At 70.9% G+C, this 20,816-nt stretch carries 18 protein-coding genes and 2 pseudogenes; 13 read left to right on the top strand and 7 right to left on the bottom strand.

Annotated elements, in window-relative coordinates; all coding sequences use genetic code 11:
* Nucleotides 1–113 precede the first annotated feature (113 nt).
* Nucleotides 114–980 (bottom strand): fumarylacetoacetate hydrolase family protein, encoded by an 867-nt coding sequence (locus tag QE388_RS18495; protein WP_307387017.1) that lies wholly within the window; start codon nt 978–980, stop codon nt 114–116.
* A gap of 83 nt (nt 981–1,063) precedes the next feature.
* Here QE388_RS18495 and QE388_RS18490 point away from each other — a divergent pair, with 83 nt between their 5' ends.
* From QE388_RS18490 to QE388_RS18480, 3 genes are all read left to right on the top strand, one after another.
* Nucleotides 1,064–2,224, top strand: coding sequence for a PrsW family intramembrane metalloprotease (locus QE388_RS18490; protein ID WP_307387016.1), 1,161 nt, complete (start codon nt 1,064–1,066; stop codon nt 2,222–2,224).
* 200 nt (nt 2,225–2,424) lie between these two features.
* Entirely contained in the window at nt 2,425–2,790 is a 366-nt protein-coding gene (locus tag QE388_RS18485; protein WP_013583439.1) for an FKBP-type peptidyl-prolyl cis-trans isomerase, read from the top strand.
* Nucleotides 2,791–2,931: 141 nt separating this feature from the next.
* Nucleotides 2,932–3,492, top strand: coding sequence for a YceI family protein (locus tag QE388_RS18480; protein ID WP_307387015.1), 561 nt, complete (start codon nt 2,932–2,934; stop codon nt 3,490–3,492).
* Nucleotides 3,493–3,559: 67 nt separating this feature from the next.
* Here QE388_RS18480 and QE388_RS18475 read toward each other — a convergent pair whose 3' ends face one another.
* From QE388_RS18475 to QE388_RS18465, 3 genes and pseudogenes are all read right to left on the bottom strand, one after another.
* Nucleotides 3,560–4,477 (bottom strand): DMT family transporter, encoded by a 918-nt coding sequence (locus QE388_RS18475; protein ID WP_307387013.1) that lies wholly within the window; start codon nt 4,475–4,477, stop codon nt 3,560–3,562.
* Nucleotides 4,478–4,690: 213 nt separating this feature from the next.
* Nucleotides 4,691–5,996 (bottom strand): annotated as a pseudogene (locus tag QE388_RS18470) (MFS transporter).
* Nucleotides 5,993–6,214 (bottom strand): DUF167 domain-containing protein, encoded by a 222-nt coding sequence (locus QE388_RS18465; RefSeq protein WP_307387011.1) that lies wholly within the window; start codon nt 6,212–6,214, stop codon nt 5,993–5,995. Before QE388_RS18465 ends, QE388_RS18470 begins: the two are co-directional and overlap by 4 nt.
* 281 nt (nt 6,215–6,495) lie before the next feature.
* Between QE388_RS18465 and rpsO the strand changes: the two genes are divergently transcribed.
* Nucleotides 6,496–6,765: a 30S ribosomal protein S15 gene (rpsO, locus tag QE388_RS18460; protein WP_013583433.1), complete on the top strand. Its 270-nt coding sequence runs from the start codon at nt 6,496–6,498 to the stop codon at nt 6,763–6,765.
* 241 nt (nt 6,766–7,006) lie between these two features.
* Here rpsO and QE388_RS18455 read toward each other — a convergent pair whose 3' ends face one another.
* Nucleotides 7,007–8,023 carry an isopenicillin N synthase family oxygenase gene (locus tag QE388_RS18455; protein ID WP_307387010.1) on the bottom strand — a complete coding sequence of 339 codons (1,017 nt, stop codon included), beginning with the start codon at nt 8,021–8,023 and terminating at the stop codon, nt 7,007–7,009.
* Nucleotides 8,024–8,310: 287 nt separating this feature from the next.
* On the opposite strand from QE388_RS18455, the gene efeU reads away from it, so the two are divergent.
* From efeU to efeB, 3 genes and pseudogenes are all read left to right on the top strand, one after another.
* Nucleotides 8,311–9,417, top strand: coding sequence for an iron uptake transporter permease EfeU (gene efeU / locus QE388_RS18450; protein WP_307387009.1), 1,107 nt, complete (start codon nt 8,311–8,313; stop codon nt 9,415–9,417).
* Nucleotides 9,414–10,645: pseudogene (gene efeO, locus QE388_RS18445) on the top strand (iron uptake system protein EfeO). Before efeU ends, efeO begins: the two are co-directional and overlap by 4 nt.
* Nucleotides 10,646–10,647: 2 nt before the next feature.
* Complete coding sequence (gene efeB, locus QE388_RS18440) at nt 10,648–11,982, top strand: iron uptake transporter deferrochelatase/peroxidase subunit (RefSeq protein ID WP_307387007.1); 1,335 nt, start codon at nt 10,648–10,650, stop codon at nt 11,980–11,982.
* A gap of 306 nt (nt 11,983–12,288) precedes the next feature.
* Here efeB and QE388_RS18435 read toward each other — a convergent pair whose 3' ends face one another.
* Entirely contained in the window at nt 12,289–13,374 is a 1,086-nt protein-coding gene (locus tag QE388_RS18435) for an acyltransferase family protein (RefSeq protein ID WP_307387005.1), read from the bottom strand.
* Nucleotides 13,375–13,535: 161 nt separating this feature from the next.
* Between QE388_RS18435 and QE388_RS18430 the strand changes: the two genes are divergently transcribed.
* From QE388_RS18430 to QE388_RS18420, 3 genes are all read left to right on the top strand, one after another.
* A complete protein-coding gene (locus QE388_RS18430; RefSeq protein WP_373426652.1) occupies nt 13,536–14,741 on the top strand; it encodes an LLM class flavin-dependent oxidoreductase in 1,206 nt (401 codons plus the stop codon).
* Nucleotide 14,742: 1 nt separating this feature from the next.
* A complete protein-coding gene (locus QE388_RS18425) occupies nt 14,743–15,387 on the top strand; it encodes a CE1759 family FMN reductase (RefSeq protein WP_307387001.1) in 645 nt (214 codons plus the stop codon).
* A gap of 188 nt (nt 15,388–15,575) precedes the next feature.
* Entirely contained in the window at nt 15,576–16,178 is a 603-nt protein-coding gene (locus QE388_RS18420; RefSeq protein ID WP_275798737.1) for a bifunctional 2-polyprenyl-6-hydroxyphenol methylase/3-demethylubiquinol 3-O-methyltransferase UbiG, read from the top strand.
* Nucleotides 16,179–16,414: 236 nt separating this feature from the next.
* Here the strand turns inward: QE388_RS18420 and QE388_RS18415 are convergent, their stop codons facing one another.
* Nucleotides 16,415–17,197 carry a DNA/RNA non-specific endonuclease gene (locus QE388_RS18415; RefSeq protein WP_307386999.1) on the bottom strand — a complete coding sequence of 261 codons (783 nt, stop codon included), beginning with the start codon at nt 17,195–17,197 and terminating at the stop codon, nt 16,415–16,417.
* Nucleotides 17,198–17,243: 46 nt separating this feature from the next.
* On the opposite strand from QE388_RS18415, the gene QE388_RS18410 reads away from it, so the two are divergent.
* The 3 genes from QE388_RS18410 (at nt 17,244) to QE388_RS18400 (ending at nt 20,804) form a co-directional block, all read left to right on the top strand.
* Nucleotides 17,244–18,005: a fructosamine kinase family protein gene (locus tag QE388_RS18410; protein WP_275796407.1), complete on the top strand. Its 762-nt coding sequence runs from the start codon at nt 17,244–17,246 to the stop codon at nt 18,003–18,005.
* Nucleotides 18,006–18,046: 41 nt separating this feature from the next.
* On the top strand, nt 18,047–18,982 hold the full coding sequence (locus tag QE388_RS18405) for an ATP-binding protein (protein ID WP_275796405.1): 936 nt from the start codon (nt 18,047–18,049) through the stop codon (nt 18,980–18,982).
* A gap of 121 nt (nt 18,983–19,103) precedes the next feature.
* Nucleotides 19,104–20,804 carry a VWA domain-containing protein gene (locus tag QE388_RS18400; RefSeq protein WP_307386998.1) on the top strand — a complete coding sequence of 567 codons (1,701 nt, stop codon included), beginning with the start codon at nt 19,104–19,106 and terminating at the stop codon, nt 20,802–20,804.
* Nucleotides 20,805–20,816: the final 12 nt, after the last annotated feature.

Below are 20,816 nucleotides of genomic sequence, written 5' to 3'. Positions count from 1 at the left end.
CCCCATCACGCAGGCGATCCCGATCCAGCGCGCCGCGGACAGCGTCGTCGAGGAGTGAGCGAATGCGAGAGGGGCGGGACCGCGAGGCCCCGCCCCTCTCGCGTGTCGTGCCGTCAGTCCAGGATGCGGCAGTGCGTCGTCAGCTCACCGATGCCGTCGATGCCGACCGTGACGGTCGAGCGGTCGCGGAGGAAGATCTGCGGGTCGCGGGAGTATCCGGCACCTCCGGGGCTACCCGTGGAGATGAGGGTTCCGGGCAGGAGCGTCGCCGACTCGGACAGCTTGTGGATGAGCGTCGCGACCGATCGCACCATCTGGCCGGTGCTGGCATCCTGAACCGTGTGCCCGTCGACGACGGTCCAGATGTGCAGGTCCTGCGGGTCGGGGATCTCGTCGGCCGTCACGACGAACGGACCCGTCGGAGTGAAGCCGTCGAACGACTTGCAGCGCGACCACTGGGCTTCCGAGAACTGGATGTTGCGCGCCGTGATGTCGTTGACCACGGTGTAGCCCCACACGTGGTCGAGGGCGTCGGCTTCGGCGACGTCGCGGCCCGGGCGGCCGATGATCACGCCGAGCTCGGCCTCGTAGTCGACCGCCTCGCTGAGCGCGCGGGACCACGACGTCGTCGCCTCGTGCGCGGTCAGCGAGTTTGGCCACAGGACGAACACGGTCGGGCCCGCGTCGGTCTTCAACCCCAGCTCGCCCGAGTGCGCGGCGTAGTTCAAGCCGACCGCCAGGATCGACGGGGGAGCGAGCACCGCCGACGCGAAGGAGACGCCGGACAGCGGATGCCGTGGCGCCGAGGGCGCGGCATCCCGAACCCGCTCGAGGAGCTCGTCGCCGCCGAAGATGAGCTGCTCGAGAGTGCGGGGTGCACCGTCGAAGAACTCGTCGACGAAGGAGAACTCTTCGGCGTGGACGCTGACCAGTCGAGGGGACTCCGCCCCTTCCGGGGAACGGACGTGGGCGAAACGCATGCCTCCACGCTACCGGGCGCCCCGCGTCGACCGGTTCCACAACCCTCGAATCGAGTCTCCGGGCGGCCCCTAGGCTGTGTCGCATGAGCTACCCCTCGCCGCTCTCTCAGCCCTCTCCCGGGCAGCCGGCCCGCATCTCGACGACCCCGCCCGTCACCGTCTCGGCCGCTCCGCCACGGCTGCGCGGAGGGGGAGTCGCGTTGTGGATCGTCGCGGCGCTGCTCGTTCCGGTGCTGGCGTTGCTGGTGCTGTACTTCACGCGGTTCCTCGGGCCCGCGGCATCCTTCATCGGGCTCGTGCTGGCGGTCATCCCGTTCGTCGTCGTCTGGTTCGTCGTGCGCTACATCGACCGGTGGGAACCCGAGCCGCGCCGCCTGCTGATCTTTGCGGCCGCGTGGGGCGCGGTGGCTTCGGTGGCGATCGCGCTGGGCGTCGACCTCCTGGTGACCGTGGTCACGGGAGGACTGCCGGATGCCGTGAGCTCGGTCGTTCAGGCGCCGATCGTCGAAGAGGTCGCCAAGGGTCTCGGCGTGCTGCTCCTCTACGCTTTCGCGCGTCGCTTCTTCGACGGACCCGTCGACGGGATCGTGTACGGCGCCCTCATCGGCGCGGGATTCGCGCTGACCGAGAACGTGCAGTACTTCGCGATCGGATACCTCGAGGGGGGTCCGGGGGAGGTCGCGACGACGTTCTTCCTCCGCGCGGTCCTGTCGCCGTTCGCTCACGTCATGTTCACCAGCCTCACCGGCTTCGCCTTCGGGCTGGCGGCGCGGCGGTCGCTGCGGACGGGCCAGGCGCTGAGCTACGCCGTTCCCGGACTGATCGGGGCGATCGTGCTGCACGCGGTGTGGAACGGATCGGCGACGTTCTTCAACTTCTTCGAGGTCTACGCCACGCTGCAGGTGCCGTTGTTCGTGGCGTTCATCGTCGGCATCCTGCTGCTCCGCCGTGAGGAGTCCCGGCTCACCCGCGCCCGCCTCGGCGAATACGCCGACGCCGGGTGGTTCACCCCGCAAGAGGTCGAGATGCTCGCCACCGCCCCCGGACGCCGCTCGGCGGTGGCCTGGGCGCGCACGCTGCGCGGCGACCGCTCCGGCATCATGAACAGCTTCATCGTGGATGCCACCGCCCTCGCGGCCGCGCGACAGCGCGCGCTCTCGGGCCGGGATCCGCACGCGGTGGCGACCGAGCGTCAGCTGCTGGAGCGGACGACGGCGGCACGCGCGGCGTTGCTCGCGCCGTGAGGTGGGGGTGACCCGTTGCTGCTTCCTGTACCCCGCGCCGGCGTCCGCCGCACCGGGGTCTTGACAGCGCCTCGACGCCGGAGCACCATCGATGTAGGCCAACTCAGCGCCCGGGAGACACGCAGGCATCGCCGCGGCACCGGGCGCTGAGTCTTTGTCCAGGGGCTTTTCGAAGGGGCCGGGCGTGCTTGGATGGACCCATGACTGATCGCACCAAGCCGGAGTTCGACGCTCCCAGCGGCCCCGCCCCCTCCGACCTCGTCATCCGCGACATCATCGTCGGCGACGGCGACGAGGCCAAGCCCGGCGACACCGTCACCGTGCACTACGCCGGTGTCGAGTACGAGTCGGGCGAAGAGTTCGACTCGTCGTGGGGCCGGGGCGAGAGCATCCAGTTCCCCCTCCGCGGCCTGATCCAGGGCTGGCAGGACGGCATCCCGGGTATGAAGGTCGGCGGACGCCGCGAGCTCGTGATCCCCCCGCACCTCGCCTACGGTCCCGCCGGCGGCCACTTCCTCGGGGGCAAGACCCTCATCTTCATCATCGACCTGCTCAAGGTCGGCTGACGACATCCGATGTTCACGAACCCGAGGGGGCTGCGGCACCCTCGGGTTCGTCTTTTTTCACGATCGTGGAATACATTCGTGTGAATGGGAGTTTCCACCCCGCAGGACGCCGATTCGGCTCCCCAGACCTTTAGGAGTGACATGACCGACGCAACGACCCTCGACATCCCCGGTTACAAGGCGGGCACCTGGGTGCTCGACCCCTCGCACAGCGAGGTGACCTTCACCGTCCGTCACATGATGATCTCCAAGGTGCGCGGCACCTTCGGCATGAAGAGCGCGACCCTCGTCGCCCCCGAGAACCCGCTCGAGGCCACCGTCGAGGCCTCCGTCGACGTGACCTCCGTCGACACCAAGGACGAGGGCCGCGACCAGCACCTGCGCTCGGCCGAGTTCTTCGACACCGAGACCTACCCGACCATGGACTTCCGCTCGACCGGCGTCCGCGTCGAGGACGGCGACTTCCTCGTCGACGGCGAGCTCACCATCCGCGGCGTCAGCAAGCCCGCCACCTTCTCCATCGACTTCGGCGGCTTCGGCACCGACCCGTGGGGCAACTACAAGGCCGGCGCGACCGCCAAGACGGTCATCAACCGCGAGGACTTCGGTCTGACGTGGAACGCCGCCCTCGAGACCGGCGGCGTCCTCGTCGGCAAGGACGTCACCATCGAGCTCGACCTGCAGTTCGCTCTGCAGGCGTGATCTCCTCGAAGGCCCGGATGCCACGGCATCCGGGCCTTCGTCGTTCGCGGGCGCGGTCTCGGACAGGTCAGACGCGGGCGCGGCGCGAGAGGCGCAGCCGCTGCTGCACGAGCAGAATGCCGAGGAAGACCACGGCCGCGCCCACCGGCTCGTTCCACGAGATGCGCTCGCCGAGGATCAGGATGCCGAGAGCCACCCCGACCACCGGGGTGATGTAGGTCACGGTCGAGGCGCGGGTGGGACCCCAGGCGCGCAGGGTGTTCTGGTTCCAGACGTAGGCGATCCCGGTGCCGAGCACGCCGAGAGCGACGATGCTGCCCACGACCGGGAGTGTGAGGTGCATCGGTTCGGCGAGGATCAGCGGCGACAACAGCACCATGAACGCGGCGGCGGGGCCGATGTAGCCGAACGCGAAGGCGATGCCCGAGAGACCCGTGTCACCGAGGAAGCGGCGCATGTACGCGAGGCTGAAGCCGTAGCAGGCCGTCGCGCCGAGGAGGGCGAGCTGTGCGATCGTGCTGCCGCCGACATCGGCGATCGCCCCGGGCGCGATGATGACGACGACGCCGAGGATGCCGATCGCGATCCCGACGAGTTGGCCGACCTTGAGGCTCTCGACGCGGAACACCGCCCACGCCATGATCGCGGTCATGATCGGCGTGGTCGCGTTGAAGATGCTTGCCAGCCCCGATGACACGTGCTGCTCCGCCCACGCGAACAGCAGGAACGGCACGACGCAGAAGCTGAGCGAGAGCACGCTCAGGTGGCCCCAGACGCGACCGTCCCGCGGAAGGCGCTCGCGACGGATCGCGACGATCGCCGCCAGTGCGAGAGCGCCGAAGAGCAGGCGACCGCCCGCGACCTGCGCCGGGGTCATGCCGTCGAGCGCGATCGCGATGAAGAGGAAGCTCGAGCCCCACACGATGCCGGTGAGCACGAACTGCACGGCGATCGAGACGGGGGACGGGGAGGAAGAGGATGCCACGATCCCGACGATACGGCCGAGGTGCAGCGCCGCGCGCCGTCGGGGAGTGCGACGGCGGAAATCCGCTGAGATTCGGCAGACGCGGTGCCGGGTGCGTGCGCCCGGCGCCGGGCCCCGCCGGCCGGGCTGGTCCCGCCCATAAACGCTTCTGGCGCGCAGAAACACGAGCACACCGTGTTTCCGTGCGCGGATGGCGTTTATGCGTGGCGCGGCTCAGGGCTGAGGGTCGAGCGCGTCGTACTGCCGGAACCGCGGCGAGAAGCGCACGAGCGTGCCGACGAGCGCGAGGATCAGGATGCCGCCGAACAGGGGCGGTACCCAGAGCGCCGTGAGTGTCGCGAGGGTGCCGGCGTAGAGCGCTCCGACGCGGGGGCCACCGGCCACCACGACGATGAAGATGCCCTGGAGTCGTCCGCGCATGGCATCCGGGACCGCCGCCTGCATCATCGTCGAGCGGTAGATCGCGCTGACGTTGTCGGCCGCGCCGGAGACGGCGAGCGTGACCGCCGCCAGAACGATCAGCGCGACCGCGGCATGGGTCTCGTCGACGACATCGGGACGGAGCCACCCGAGGCTGGCGGCGACGAGAACCACGCCGAACAGTCCGATGGACAGCCCGTAGACCTGGATGGCCCGCTCGATCCCGAGGCCTTGGCGGCGGACGCGCCCGATGGGGCCGGAGAAGAGGCTAGAGAGGAAGGCACCGGCGGCGACGGCCGCGGTGAGAACCCCGGTGGTGATCGCTCCGCCGCCGAGGAGCACGGCGCCGATCGCGGGGAAGAGCGTCACGGGCTGACCGAACGTCATCGCGATGATGTCGAGGATGTACTGCAGGGCGGATGTTCGGGGCGCGGCGGAGGAAGCGGGCGCCGTCGCGGAGGGATTCGAGACCAGGGCGTACGACCTCACCCTCGGGACGCAGGCGCGGAAGCGACCAGAGCCCGAGGAACAGCGACGTCATCAGCAGCACGTCGAGCGAGTACGTCCAGGCATAGCCCGCGACGGCGACGAGAACACCGGCCAGCGCGGGGCCGGCCATGACCATGATCCCGACGGTGACGCCCTGCAGGGCTGCGGCCGCCGGCAGCAGCTCGCGCGGAATCAGCCGCGGGGTGATCGCCGACTTGGTCGCCATGACGATCGAGTTCGCCGCGGAGTTCACGACGCTCAGGACGAACAGCCACCCGACCGTCTCGAGGCCCGTCCAGGCGAGGGCCGCCAGCAGCGCGGTCGAGACGAACGTGACCACGGCCGCGAGGAGCGCCACGGTGCGCCGGTCGAACGCGTCGGCGAGCATGCCGCCGTACAGTCCGGCGAGGATCATCGGGAGCAGCCCCGCCACAGCGATCATCGACACGGCGAAGGTGCTCTGCGTCAGCTCGAACACGTGCAGCATGACCGCCACGACGGTGAGCTGTCCGCCGAGGCCCGCGAGCGTCGACCCGATCCACAGGCGGGCGAAGGCGGGGGATGTCGTCAGCGGGCGCAGGTCGATGAACGCGCTCCGGCGGGCGGTCACGCGTGGACCTCGACGCGCTTGATGCGCGCCGTGTGCCCTCGCAGGATCTCGACGTCGCGGGGAGCGACTCCGAAGTGCGCGGCCAGGGCCTTCACGACGCCCGCGTTCGCTGCCCCGTCGACCGCGCGCTCGCGCACGTGCACGACGAGACCGTCCGCGGTGTCTTCGACGAGGGGACCGCGTCGACTGCCGGGCTTGACGCGGACCGTGAGCTGCACGAATCGAGGCTACGCCAGGCCTCCGACATCGGGGCGGTGGTGGTCCGGATGCATGACCGGTGGGGAAGGCGATTCCATGGGGCGCTGTCGAGACACCACCAGCCCCACCCGTCATGCATCTGAGCCACGGGCAGTGTGCGGCGGCGCCGGGTGCGGAGCGGTGCGGTGGCGGCATCCCGATGCTGGTAGACTCATGCGGTTGCCGTTCGATCGGCCGCGGATAAAGAGAGCCCACGCATCAGGCGTCGGGCGCCGCGCAACGAAGAGGAAGGGGATCACCTATGGCACTGGAAGCAGACGTCAAGAAGGCGATCATCGAAGAGTACGCGACGCACCCCGGTGACACCGGATCCCCCGAGGTGCAGGTCGCGATGATGACGCAGCGCATCAAGGACCTCACCGAGCACCTCAAGATCCACAAGCACGACCACCACTCGCGCCGTGGACTCTTCCTGCTCGTCGGTCAGCGCCGTCGCCTGCTGGGTTACCTGCAGGACGTCGACATCAACCGTTACCGCTCGCTCATCGAGCGTCTCGGTCTGCGTCGCTAATCGCACCAGCGTTCAATCGCGCAAAACATTCTTGGAAGGCCGCCCCACGGTGTGGGGCGGCCTTCGTCATTCCCGGATGCCGTGGACTGGCGCCCCGCCACGCATAAACGCGATCCGCTCACATAAACGCGCTGTGCACGTGTTTCTGTGAGTGGATCGCGTTTATGCGTGTGGCCGGGGCCGTGATCCGCGGCCACGGCGACGGACTCGGGCACCGAGCTCGGACGTCGGCGCGGCGGGCTCAGGACGCGGCGCGCGCGGCCAGGAGGTCAGCGTGCCAGCGCTCGGCCACGTCGGGGTGGGCGCGCAGGCGCGACTTGAGGGCGTTCTCGCCGTACGTCGCGTGGATGGGGTTCGTCGGGTCGTCCGTGACGCCGCGGACCTCGGATGCCAATTCCTCGGGCAGCTCGATGATCGGCAGGCGCGCGTCGAGGGCGGGGTTGAAGAAGAACGGCACCGAGATGCGCTCGTCGGGGTAGGTCGGCGAGATCACGCGGTGGTTCGTGGCCGTGAGGTAGCCCTGGGTGGCGTACTCGAGCAGCTCGCCGATGTTCACCACGAACGCGCCGGGCACCGGGGGAGCGTCGACCCACTCGCCGTCTCGCTCGACCTGCAGACCGCCCTTCCCGGGCTCGACCCACAGCAGGGTCAGAACGCCCGAGTCCTTGTGCGCGCCCACGCCCTGCTGGGGCGTCGGGTCGTCCTTGCCGGGGTAGCGCACGATCTTGATGAGGGTCTGCGGGTCGCCGAAGTGGCGGTCGAAGTACTGCTCCTCGGCGCCCAGGGCGAGGGCCCACGCGCGCAGCAGCTTCCGGGCGACGCCGGTCAGGTGGTCGTGCCACTCGGTGACGACCTCCTTCAGCTCGGGCTGCGCGGCCGGCCAGAGGTTCGGGCCGACCAGTCGGTTGTGCCCCGGGCCCTCGGGGTCGTCGATCGCCGCGCGCTCAGGTCCGATGTCGATCTGCTCTCGCCAGTCGACGCGGCCCTGCGTGCGCTCGCCGCCGACCCGCGTGTAGCCGCGGAAGTGGGGGCTCGTGACGTTCTCGATCGCGAGCTTGTCGGCCTCGGGCAGGGCGAAGAAGTCCTTCGCCGCCTGCAGGAGTTTCGCCTCCAGCTCGGGGCTGACGCCGGTGCCCGTCAGGTAGAAGAAGCCGACGTCATGGGTCGCGGCCCGCAACTCGTCGCGGAAGCGAGCGGCGGCATCCGGCCCCTGATCGAGGAGCGAGAGGTCGAGGACGGGGAGATTCAGGTCGGACATGCGACGAGGCTAGGTCGATCCGCGCGGGATCGTGTGAATGTTGCCGATGGTTACCGTCCGCACCGGATGCAGCATCCGCGGAGGCCATCGAACAGGATGCCATCCCCTCGGCGCCGCGAAAAGACGGGGGTGGAGCGTGTGTGACGTCCGTGATCGCAAACCCCGCCGATCGGCGGGGTGCGAATTAGCCATGGAATTGCGTATCGTTTCCAGGTCAGGTGAGGCTGCCCTTACCTTCCCGCAGTGCCGCGGCGCCCACCCCGAAACCGAAAGTCGGAATCCCGCCCGTGCTCGCAAGCTTCTTCGCCACGTTCCTCATCGGCCTCCGTGAAGGCCTCGAAGCGGCACTCGTCGTCGGCATCCTCGTCGCGTACCTCACCCGCCTGGACCGTCGTGACGCTCTGCCCAAGCTGTGGACCGGTGTCGGCCTCGCGATCGCCCTGGCGCTGACCGTCGGCGCGATCTTCACCTTCGGCGCCTACATGCTCACTTTCGAGGCCCAGGAGCTCCTCGGCGGGGGACTGTCGCTGCTCGCCGTCGCGATGGTCACCTGGATGATCTTCTGGATGCAGAAAGCCGGGCGCACGCTGAAAGCGGGGCTCGAGGGTGGCGTCGACAAGGCCCTGCGCGGCGGGGTCTGGGCGCTCGTCGCGATCGGCTTCGTCTCGGTCGCGCGCGAGGGGGTCGAGACCACGCTGCTGCTGTGGGCAATGGTGCAGTCCTTCGGCGAGCAAGCCATTGCCCTGGTCGGTGCTCTGCTGGGCTTGGTCGCCGCCGTCGTGCTGGGCTGGCTCATCGCACGCGGAATGCTGCGCCTGAACCTCGCGCGCTTCTTCACCTGGACAGGAGGCTTCCTCGTCGTGGTGGCCGCCGGCGTGCTCGCCTACGCGATTCACGACCTGCAAGAAGGGGGAGCGCTGCCCGGCCCGTTCGGTGCCAGCGCCACGATCGACCCCGTCACCGGCGGCGCCGCGACGGGCTGGGCGGGCTTTCCCTTCGGCTGGGCCTTCGACATCTCCCACGTCATCGCGCCGACGAGCCCGCTTGCGGCTCTCCTGCAGGCCACGGTCGGTTTCATGCCGGCCATGACGTGGCTGCAGGTCATCGCCTGGGCCATCTACATGGCGGTGGTCGTGCCGCTGTTCGTGCGCGGCGTGCGCGCGAACCGCCGGCCGAAGCCCGTCGCGCGTGAGGTCCTCGCGTCCGGAGTCGTCGCTTCCGACGCCGCAGCGTCCGCTGCCGCTGCGCCCGCCGCGCCCGCGTCGGATGGCACCGCGTCCGCGACCTCTTCGGCCGTGCCCCCTCCTGTGGCATCCGCCACCCCACGAACTCCCGACGCCGCTCGCGTGCCCGACGCCACGGCATCCGTCACCCATCCGAATGGAGCATCATGACCCCGACTCGCCTCCTCGCGGCTGCGGCCGTGGCCGGCGCGGCCGCCCTCGTCCTCTCCGGCTGCGTCGCCAAGACCGACGCGGCCGCCTCCGGAGCCCTGACCGTCACCTCGACCGACGACGGCTGCGCGGTCTCGTCCGCCTCGGCGCCCAGCGGCACCGTCGCGTTCGACGTGAGCAACAAGAGCGACCAGGTCACGGAGTTCTACCTGCTGGCATCCGACGGCCTCCGTATCGTGGGTGAGGTCGAGAACATCGCCCCCGGCGCGTCGCGCAACCTCACCGTCGTGGCTCAGCCCGGTGACTACTTCACCCTCTGCAAGCCCGGAATGGTCGGCGACGGCGTCGGCAAGGCGAGCTTCTCGGTCACCGGCGACGCCGTTGCCGTCGAGGGCGCCCGGATGCCGAGCAGAAGCAGCAGGCGGTCGACCTCTACGCCGCGTTCGTCAAGGACCAGGTCGGTCAGCTGCTCCCCGCCGTGAAGACCTTCACGGCCGCGTACGAGTCGGGAGACGACGCCGCCGCGAAGGAGCAGTTCCCCCGCGTCCGCGCATACTACGAGCGGATCGAGCCGATCGCCGAGGCGCTCGGCGACCTCGACCCCCGCATCGACTACCGCGAGGTCGACGCGGTGGCCGAGGGGCTGGATTGGACCGGGTTCCACCGCATCGAGAAGGACCTCTGGGTCCCCGCGCAGGACGCGTTGAACGCCGACGGTGAGACGCCCGCCTGGAAGGACTGGACCCCGTCGACCCCCGACGAGCGCAAGACGCACGGCGACAAGCTCGTCTCCGACGTCCAGGAGCTGTACGACTACGTCCACGGCGACGAGTTCACGCAGGCCCTCGACGCGCAGGGCGTCGCGGGCATCTCGAACGGCGCGATCGCGCTGCTCGACGAGGTCGCGAGCGGCAAGATCAGCGGTGAAGAGGACTGGTGGTCGGGGACCGACCTCTACGACTTCGCGGCGAACGTCGAGGGGTCGAAGATGGCCTTCTCGCTCGTGCGCGACTTCGCCGAGTCGAAGGGCGACAAGGGCGCTGAACTCGTCGCCCGCATCGACAAGGGATACGCCGACCTCGAGGCTGCTCTCGCGGCACATGGTTCGGCCGACGCGGGCTTCGTCCCCTACTCGCAGCTGACCGAGGCGGACAAGCGCCAGTTCACCGACCTCATCAACGCCCTGGCCGAGCCGCTCTCGCAGCTGACGGTCACGGTGCTGGAGTGAGTGTGAGCGACGAAGAACAGAACACGGCTGCCGTCGGATCCTCGGGTCCGGCGGCAGCCGCGTCGCCGTCCGGCCCCGACGCGTCGGCGGGTGTGTCCCGGCGCGACCTGATCGGGTTGGCCATCGGGGCGAGCGCGACCAGCCTCGTCGTCGGCGCGGGCGCGGGCCTGGTCGGGGGTGCGGCGTACGGCCAGGACCAGGCACGACGGATCATGGATGCCGCGGCCCCGGCGTCTGGCATCCATCAGCCCGGGATCACCACCCCCGTGCAGGAGCACCTCCACTTCGCGGCCTACGACATGATGGCGCGCACCACGCGCGACGATCTGGCCGAGTTGCTGTCGGACTGGACGTATGCCGCGAACCGCATGATGCAGGGCCTCGACGTGAGCGCCACCGGCGCGCTCGGCGGATCGCCCGACGCGCCGCCGGACGACACGGGGGAGGCCGTCGGGCTGCCGGCGAGCAACCTCACGATCACCTTCGGGTTCGGGCCCTCGCTCTTCGACGCCCGGTTCGGGCTGGAGGGGCAGCGCCCGGCAGGACTCGAACGGCTCCCCGCGTTCTTGAACGACGACCTCGACCCGCTGCGCTCCGACGGCGACCTGTGCATCCAGGCGTGCGCCGACGACCCGCAGGTGGCCGTCCACGCGATCCGCAACCTCAGCCGCATCGCTTTCGGTCGCGCGACGATCCGCTGGTCGCAGCTCGGCTTCGGGCGCACGTCGAAGACCACCGCGTCTCAGACGACCCCGAGAAACCTCTTCGGCTTCAAGGACGGCACGGCGAACATCCTCGCCGACGACACGGCTGCACTGGAGGAGAACGTCTGGGTCTCGGCATCCGAGGGCCCGGCGTGGCTTACGGGCGGGTCGTACCTCGTCGCGCGACGCATCGCGATGCTGATCGAGACGTGGGACCGCACGCGTCTCGCGGAGCAGGATCGCGTGGTCGGTCGCGACAAGGGGGCGGGGGCGCCGCTCTCGGGCGGCGACGAGTTCACCGCTCCCGACTTCTCGGCGGTCGGTCCGACCGGGAAACCGGCGATCGACCCCCGCAGCCACGTCAGCCTCGCGCACCCCGACAACAACGGGGGCATCCGGATCCTGCGCCGCGGCTACAACTTCGTCGACGGAACGACCGATCTCGGTCGGCTCAACGCCGGGCTGTTTTTCCTGTCGTTCCAGAAGAGCCCCGACCGATTCATCACCCTGCAGAAGGCCCTGTCCACGGATGCCATGGGCGAGTACATCCGCCACGTCGGCTCGGGGCTGTGGGCCGTGCCCCCGGCTCCGGCCGCGGGCGCGTCGATCGGGGCGGGGCTGCTCGGCGCGTAGGGAGCTCAACCCAGGCGCGGGCGGGGTGTCGCCGTGAGGTGGCTGAGCCTGCCGAAGCCATCGGTCGTGTGCGTGGGGTCCGGTCCCTTCGACAGGCTCAGGGACCTGGCTTCGAGGGGTGGCTGAGCCTGTCGAAGCCACCGGGCGTGTGCGTGGGGTCCGGTCCCTTCGACAGGCTCAGGGACCTGGCTTCGAGGGGTGGCTGAGCCTGCCGAAGCCACCGGGCGTGTGCGTGGGGTCCGGTCCCTTCGACAGGCTCAGGGACCTGGCTTCGAGGGGTGGCTGAGCCTGTCGGCGTCGACGCGCCTACCGCGCCCCGCGCCCCGCGCCGAGCTCGCGGTCGCGGAAGAGCCACGGCATCCGGGGTTCCACCAGCGGGCGCGTGAGGCGCCGGATCGGGCGGCTCGACAGGGCCACCGCGATGACCACGCTCGCGACGGCGACCACCGCGATCCACAGCCACGACGGCTCGAGTCCCCGCAGCACGCCCGACTGGCGGAACGGATAGAGCACGAACGTGTGCAGCAGGTAGACGTACATCGTGTAGCGCCCGAGGTGCGTCCAGCGGGTCTCGCCGCGGGGGACGAGCAGCAGGAACGCCGTCATCAGGATGAGCGCCAGGGCGATGATCGCCAGCCGGATGCCGCCGGCCCACCACTGCGGGGCGTCGAGGTCGACATACGGATCGACGAAGAAGAACCACGTGCCCAGGCGCACGTCGCGCCACGTGTCGACGAACACGAGGGCGAGTGCGCCGACGCCGGCGAGCACCGCACCCGCGGCGACGCGCAGCCACACCGGTCGGGCGGCGAGCAGCCCCGCGCGCGCGACCGCGTCGTGCTCGCGCAGCCACCACCCGAGGGTGAAGAACGGCAGGAGGCCGAGGAAGCGCGACACCGAGAACGTCGAGTCGATGCTCGGCAGGTACCCGGCGACGACCGAGATCGCCAGGGCCCACACCACGGGTGCGCGGAGCAGCGCGAGGTACGGCAACACGAGCCGGAACAACGCGAGGGCGAGCAGGAACCACAGGGTCCACGACGGTTGCGCCGGATCGAGGTTCGTTCTCCCCGTCACGAGGAACTGCGTGATCGTCCACAGCGTCTCGAAGATCAGGTACGGCGCGATGAGGTCGGTGAACAGGCGCGCCATCCGTGCGCGGGTCGGCTCGGCCGACGACGAGAAGTAGCCCGCCACGAGAGCGAACAGCGGCATATGGAACGCGTAGACGAGCAGGTACAGCGCCTCCGCGGCATCCGAGTCGTAGGTCAGGCGCTGGATCGCGTGGCCGAAGACGACCAGCACGATCGCGGCGAAGCGGGCGTTGTCCCAGAACGGGGTGCGGGTTGTCGCGAGAGACGTCGCGTGGGGCGGGGTCATGGCATCCGTCATCCCCGGCGACGATAATCGCGGCGTGAGGGTGGGTCCACGGGGGTGGATTCCGGATGCCGATGAGGTACGGCGGAATAAACCTCGGCGTGGTGCGTTCAACCATGTATATTCAGATGCATACAAATAGGAGGCGCATCATGAGTGAGAACACCTGGTCCGGAATGCAGTTCGGCGTCATGACGGTGAGCGACATCACCCAGGACCCCACCACGGGCAAGACGCCGAGCGAGGCTCAGCGCATCAAGGACACCCTCACGATCGCCAAGCACACCGAAGAGGTGGGACTCGACGTCTTCGCCCTCGGGGAGCACCACAACCCGCCGTTCTGGTCGTCGTCGCCCACGACGACGCTCGCGTACATCGCCGCCCAGACCGAGCGCCTCATCCTCACGACCTCGACGACGCTCATCACCACGAACGACCCGGTGAAGATCGCCGAGGACTTCGCGATGCTGCAGCACGTGTCGGGCGGGCGTGCCGACCTCATGCTCGGCCGCGGCAACACCGGGCCGGTCTACCCCTGGTTCGGCAAGGACATCCGTCAGGGCCTTCCGCTGACCATCGAGAACTACGACCTGCTGCACAAGCTGTGGCGCGAGGACGTCGTCGACTGGGAGGGCAAGTTCCGTACGCCGCTGCAGGGCTTCACCTCGACCCCGCGTCCGCTCGACGGCGTGCCGCCGTTCGTGTGGCACGGCTCGATCCGCACGCCCGAGATCGCCGAGCAGGCCGCGTACTACGGCAACGGCTTCTTCGCGAACAACATCTTCTGGCCCAAGGAGCACTACCAGCGCCTCATCACGCTGTACCGCGAGCGCTTCGCGCACTACGGTCACGGCACGCCCCAGCAGGCGATCGTCGGCCTCGGCGGGCAGGTGTTCATGCGGCCGAACTCGCAGGATGCCGTGAAGGAGTTCCGCCCCTACTTCGACAACGCCCCGGTTTACGGCCACGGGCCGAGCCTCGAGGACTTCAGCGAGATGACCCCGCTGACCGTCGGCTCGCCGCAGCAGGTCATCGACCGCTACGCCGCGATGCGTGAGACGTTCGGCGACTACCAGCGCCAGCTGTTCCTCATCGACCACGCCGGTCTCCCGACGAAGACGGTGCTCGAACAGCTCGACATCCTCGGCTCCGAGGTCGTCCCGGTGCTGCGCAAGGAGCTGCAGGTGAACCGTCCGGCCGAGGTCCCCGACGCGCCCACGCACGCCAATCTGGTCGAGAAGATCTACGCCGGTGCCGCCCCGCGCCAGGCCGTTCCCGGTGCGAACCGGGGCGACAACATGGTCGCGGGCAGCCCGTACCAGGATGCCGCGCCTCGCTCGGGCAGCGCTTTCGGCGCGGCCGCGACGAAGGTGGGTGCCTGACATGTCCGCTCGCCGTATCGCGGTCGTGACCGCGGGCCTGTCGACCCCCTCGTCGACGCGCATGCTCGGTGACCGGCTCGCCCACGCCGCCCTGGCGGAGCTGCGCGAGCGCGGGATCGACGCCACCAGCGACGTGTTCGAGCTGCGCGACTACGCACACGACCTCACCGACAATCTGCTCACCGGCTTCGCTCCGGCGCCGCTGGAGCAGATGATCAACACGGTCGTGTCGGCCGACGGCATCATCGCCGTCACGCCGATCTTCTCGACGAGCTACTCGGGGTTGTTCAAGTCGTTCATCGACGTGCTCGACCCGCAGGCGCTCACCGGCACCCCGGTGCTGATCGGCGCGAACGCCGGTACCGCGCGTCACTCGCTCGCGATCGATTACGCGATACGTCCGCTGTTCACCTACCTGCACGCCAATCCCGTGCCGACCGGCGTGTTCGCGGCCTCCAGCGACTGGGGTGCGAACGCCGACGAGGTCGCCCCGCTCGGTTCGCGCGTCGAGCGCGGAGCCCGTGAGTTCGCGGATGCCATCGCCGCGCGTGAGCCCGTCCGCGACGCCGACCCGTTCGATCCCTCGTCGTACCTCGGCGAGGGCCGGTCGTTCGGCCACCTGCTGGGCGGTCTGTCGGGCGAGTGATCCCGTGATCGAAGCCCCGTCGCCCGTGTGGGCGGCGGGGCGTCATGCCGTGGGCCTATGTGCGTCGAATCGGATCGGTGCACCGGAATCGGACCACTCGGGCGCTGGCATCCGATTCCATTGCGTGGGTCTGAATCCGCTGTGCTCGGGCCGGTGACTCTAGGGTGGGGGCGACGAAAGGGAGCCGAATGGATGCCGCGCAGTGGGACGAGCGTTACCGCGCCTCCGCCGGGGGAGTCTGGGCCGCCGAGCCACCCGCCGCCGTACGGGAGATCCTCGCGGGCCTCGCGCCCTCCACGGCGATCGATGTGGCGACGGGTGACGGACGCACCGCCGTGTGGCTCGCCGAGCGAGGTTGGACCTGCACCGGCGTCGACTTCTCGGGCGAGGGCCTCGCGCTCGCCGCGGCCCGTCCCGGTGGCGACGCCGTGGCGTGGGTGCGCGCAGACGTGCACGAGTGGGAGCCCGCGGCATCCGTGGATCTCGTCGTGTCGTGCTACCTGCACCTGACCGACAGCGCGGCGGCCGTCGCGCGGATGGCGACGTGGGTGAAGCCCGGGGGTGCGCTCGTGGTCATCGGCCACGACGTCGAGAACATCGCGGCGGGCGGTCACGGACCGTCCGATCCCGCGATCCTGTACACGCCCGAGCTGCTGCGCGGCGCGCTCGACGAGAGGTTCCGCATCGAACGGTGCGAGCGCATCACCCGGACGAGTGCGGATGCCGAGCTGCGCGACGGGCACGCGGCCGCCGCGATCGACACGCTGCTGTATGCGGTGCGCGCGCGCTGATCGCTCGCGCGCTTCAGAGTGCCGCGCTCCAGAGTGTGGTGTCTGAGCCGGCGCGAGGTCCCTGAGCCGGCGCGAGGTTCCCGAGTCGGCGCGAGGTCCCTGAGCTTGTCGAAGGGACCGGGTCTCGTCGCGGCGGTGGCTTCGACGAGCTCCCCCACCTGGGCTCGGTGGGGCGTGGGGGGGGCGGCGGTGGCTTCGACGAGCTCAGCCACCGGAGCCGCGCGCGGCGCCCGTGCTCACAGCACGATGTCGTCGAGGCTCCGGAGCTCCCGCGCGGCCACCGGGCGCAGGCCCCGACGCACGAACGTGTCGGCCGCGACGAGCGGACCTACGTCGATCCGCGCCTCGGTCGCGATGGCGGCGATCGGAACCTGGAACGTGCGGAACGCCCCGAGCGGCGGCACCGTCAGCCCCTGCCGCGTGTCGACGAGCTCGGTCTGATCGAGCACGAATCCGGCCGCCGCCAGCGCGTCCCCGGCGCGCCACGCGGCGATCTTCCAGAAGCGGAGCGGAACGCGGATGCCGCGATACGGCGGGTCGGTCTCGCCGAGGACCGGGGCAGTGAACACCGCGAGGCGCTGGTCCATGGTCTCGGCGTACGCGAGCACGTGGTCCTCGAGCCCCAGCCACAGCTCTTTCGACTGGTTGAACCCGGCCGCTTGCGGGGCGGCGTTCGTGTAGAAGAACGTGGCCTCGGTGGCATCCCGAGCCTCGTCCGCCGAGCCCCAGCCGGGATCGCGTCGACGCACGAGGTGCCCGCGGTCGAGATCGTTGCGGCTGTAGATCTCGGGGCCGGCCTGCACGTCGGCGGCCACACGCGGATCGAGACGCCAGTCGCCCGTGCGCGGCTGCTCGCGCAGGGAGGCGCCGTCGATCACGACGCCCGTGACGGCGGCGAATCGGCGTTGCTCGTCGAGCAGTACCGAGAAGCGGGGATAGTCGAGCCGCGTCGTCGGCGCGACCGGCGCAGGCAGGGGGAGAGGGGTGCCGAGGAAGTCCGGGTCGTAGCCGTCGCTCATGCCTCCATCGTGCCGGGGACTTCCGACATCACGACAGACTGGGGCGATGGAACAGCTCGTGAAGACCCGAGCCGACGCTCCCGCCGGCTTCTTCGCCGCGGAGGCCGCGGGACTCCGGTGGCTCGCCGCGGCCGAGGGTGCGCGCATCGCGCGGGTTCTCGACGTCTGCGGCGACCGCATCGCCCTCGAGCGCATCGCCGAGGCCCCGCCGACGGCCGCTGCCGCGACGGCCTTCGGCGCCGCGCTCGCCGCGACGCACGCGGCCGGAGCCGACGCGTTCGGCTCTCCGCCGCCCGGGTGCGAGGGCGACATCTTCATCGGTCGGCGTTCGCAGCCCGCGCGTCCGACTGCGACCTGGGGTGCGTTCTACGCGCACCAGCGCGTCGAGCCGTTCGTGCCGATCGCGGTCGCGGCCGGGAACCTCTCGGCATCCGGAGCCGAGGTCGTCCGCCGCGCGTGCGAGGCGATCGCGGCGGGCGCCTTCGACGACGACGAGCCGCCCGCGCGCCTGCACGGCGATCTGTGGACGGGAAACGTGCTGTGGTCGCCCGAGGGTGTCGTGCTCATCGACCCGGCGGCGCATGGCGGCCACCGCGAGACCGATCTGGCGATGCTCGCGCTGTTCGGCTGCCCGTTCCTCAAGCGGATCCTCGGGGCCTACGACGCCGCTCGACCGCTGCGCGACGGGTGGCGCGAGCGCGTGCCCGTTCATCAGCTGCACCCGCTGGCGGTACACGCGGCGGGCCACGGTCCCTCGTACGGTCGGGCCCTCGTCGACGCGGCGGAACGGACGCTCGCGCTCGCGTAAGCACACCCTGCTTGAGAACTCTTCTCAATAAGATGGATGCCATGACCGCCCCCGTCTTCCCCTTCACCGCCGTCGTCGGTCAAGACGAACTCCGTCACGCGCTCACCCTGTGCGCGGTCGACCCGGCCGTCGGCGGTGTGCTCGCGCTCGGCGACCGGGGGACGGGAAAGTCGACGACCGTGCGGGGCCTCGCGCAGCTTCTCGCGCGGGAGGAACTCGAGATGCCCGTCGTCGACCTGCCACTCGGGGCGAGCGAGGATCGCGTCCTGGGCTCGCTCGACATCGACAAGGCGCTGCGCGGCGAGATCGCCTACGCCCCGGGGCTGCTCGCGGCGGCGCACGGCGGCATCCTGTACATCGACGAGGTCAATCTGCTCGACGACTACCTCGTCGACCTCCTGCTCGACGTGGCCGCATCCGGGGTGAACACCGTCGAGCGCGACGGTCTCAGCCATACTCACCCGGCGCGGTTCGTGCTCGTCGGGAGCGGCAACCCCGAAGAAGGGGAGCTGCGGCCGCAGCTCGAAGACCGGTTCGGCCTGTCGACCCCGGTCGCCACGATCCGCGACGTCGAACAGCGATGGGAGATCGTGCGTCGGCGCTTGGCGTTCGAGCGGGACCCCGAGGGGTTCACCGCCCAGTGGGCCGACCGCGAGGAACGCTTGGCGGTCCGCGTCCGTGCGGCCCGCGAGCGGTGCGCCGACATCGCGCTCGGCGACGACGTGCTCGAGGCTGCGGTGCGGATCTGCGTCGATGCGCGCGCCGTGGGTCATCGCGCCGAGCTCGTGCTCGTCCGTGCCGCTCGCGCCGCGGCGTCCCTCGCCGGACGCCCCGCCGTGACGGTTCACGATCTCGCAGCCGTCGCCGTTCCCGCCCTGCAGCACCGCACGCCGCGGACCGCCCTCGAATCCATCGCCGTTGCCGCGTCCCGGGTGCGCGTCGCGGCGTCCTCGGTGCTGGGTCGACGGGTTGCCTGAGCGGAGCCGGGGGAGAGGGGCCGGGGCGGCGGTCTCCGCCCCCGCGTTGCCAGCCGGTGCCGCCGCCGAGGTCCGCGCGGCGCTCGACGGAGAGGTACCACTGCCGCCCAGCGTCCGCGCGGTGATTGCCGCGTGGCGCTCCGGTGCGCCGTTCGGCCTCGCGCTGACCGGCGACCCGCATCGCGCCGAGGAGGTCTTCCGTGCCCTGCGCCCGCACGCGGTGTGGGTCGCGCGCCACGCCGAGATCGACGAGCTTCCGCCGCGGAACCCCCGCGCGCTCGCCCTCTGCACCGATCCCGCCGCCCTGCCGCCCGCTGTCCTGCGTCGCTGCACGGCGGTCGTCGATATCGGCGCGGAGCCGGCGCGGGGGCGACGGCCCGCGGGGGAGAGCGAGACGCGGCTCTGGCTGCGCGTCGTCCGCGCGCTGGCCGCACACGGCGTGCACGACGGCGCCGTCGATGTCGCGGCGTGCACGCTGGCATCCGCTCTTGTCGAGACGGACGTGGAGGGCGATCCTGTCGCGCTGGTGAGGGCGTGGGTGGGCGAGCCGCGAGGGCGCGCATCCGCCGAGGGCGGGCGGCCGGAGGCGGGGGAGGCGGATCCTCTCGCAGGCGGGGATGACGAGGGGGACGAAGCGGCGGATGCCGTGGACGCGAGCGCGGCGGTCGAGAGCGACGTCGGCGACGCAGGCGACGCCGGCGACGCGGGTGACGAGGGGGATGGCGAGAACGTGGGCGGTGCGGCCGACGGGGCCGACGCGGGGGAGGGCCCCGGGGATCCCGCGGATTCCGGTTCTCCCGAGCGCGAGGCCGACGCGGGGGCCGACGCTCGCGCTGACGGCGACCGCGGAGGAGACGACGCGGACGCGCTGGAGCCGGCGTCCGAGGAGACCGTCTCGCCGTGGGACGATCGCCCGGCATCCGAGCTCGACGGGGGCGCGAGCCCCACACCGGCGGGCCCGGCCCCCGACGGTCCGACCGCGGAAGCGCCCGACGCGGGCTTCGCGATCGATGCAGAGCCCGACCCCGGCTCATCCCCTCGCGCCGTCGCTCTCGCCGCGCCGGAGCTCCTCGACGCCCTCGATCGTGCGAGCGTCCGCGCGGGCCGTCGCGCCCGCCGCGGACCGCACCGCGCGGGCGTCGGTCGGGGCCGCCCCGGCCGAGTCGTGGCACCCGAGCACGCGGGCGGGCGCATCGCGATGCTTCCCACGCTGCACCGCGCCCTGCGACGGCGCGCGATGACGGGGGCCGTCGAGGAGTTCGCCGTCACCCGCGACGATCTGCGCGGCCGGCTTCGCGCCGAGCCGACCGCCGCGCACACGGTCGTCGTGGTCGACGGGTCGTCGTCGATGGGCAGCGCCGGGGCTGCTCACGCGCGCCGCGTCGCCGACGTCGCTCTCGCGCACGTTTCCCACGATCGCGGAGAGGTGAGCGTCGTGCTCGCGGCCGGCTCGTGCGCCTCGGTCGTGCAGGAACGCACGCTCCGCGTTTCGCGCGCCCGCGCGGCCCTGCAGCGTGCCAGCGCCGGGGGAGGCGGCGGAACCCCGCTCGCGGATGCCGTGCGCCGTGCGCTCGACGAGTTGGGCGATGCCCCGCGCGAGCGCTGCCGACTGGTGATCGTCAGCGACGGGCAGGCCACCGTCGATCTCGCCGGGAGAGCCGATCCGCGCACGGCTGCTCGCGACCTGCGCGTTCAGCTCGATCGCGCCGCGTCGCGCACGGCGCGCTGCGTGTTCGTCCCGCTCGACGCACGCGGATACACCCCGCTGGAGCGTACGCTCGCGCCGTTCCGCGCCGCCGGCGTCGTGATCGCCGCCGATTGAGACGAGCCCGCG

The sequence above is a fragment of the Microbacterium sp. SORGH_AS_0969 genome (genome assembly GCF_030818255.1).
Lineage (GTDB): Bacteria > Actinomycetota > Actinomycetes > Actinomycetales > Microbacteriaceae > Microbacterium.
Note: the sequence above shows the minus strand (reverse complement) of the source record. Positions and strands in the feature narration are given on the sequence as shown.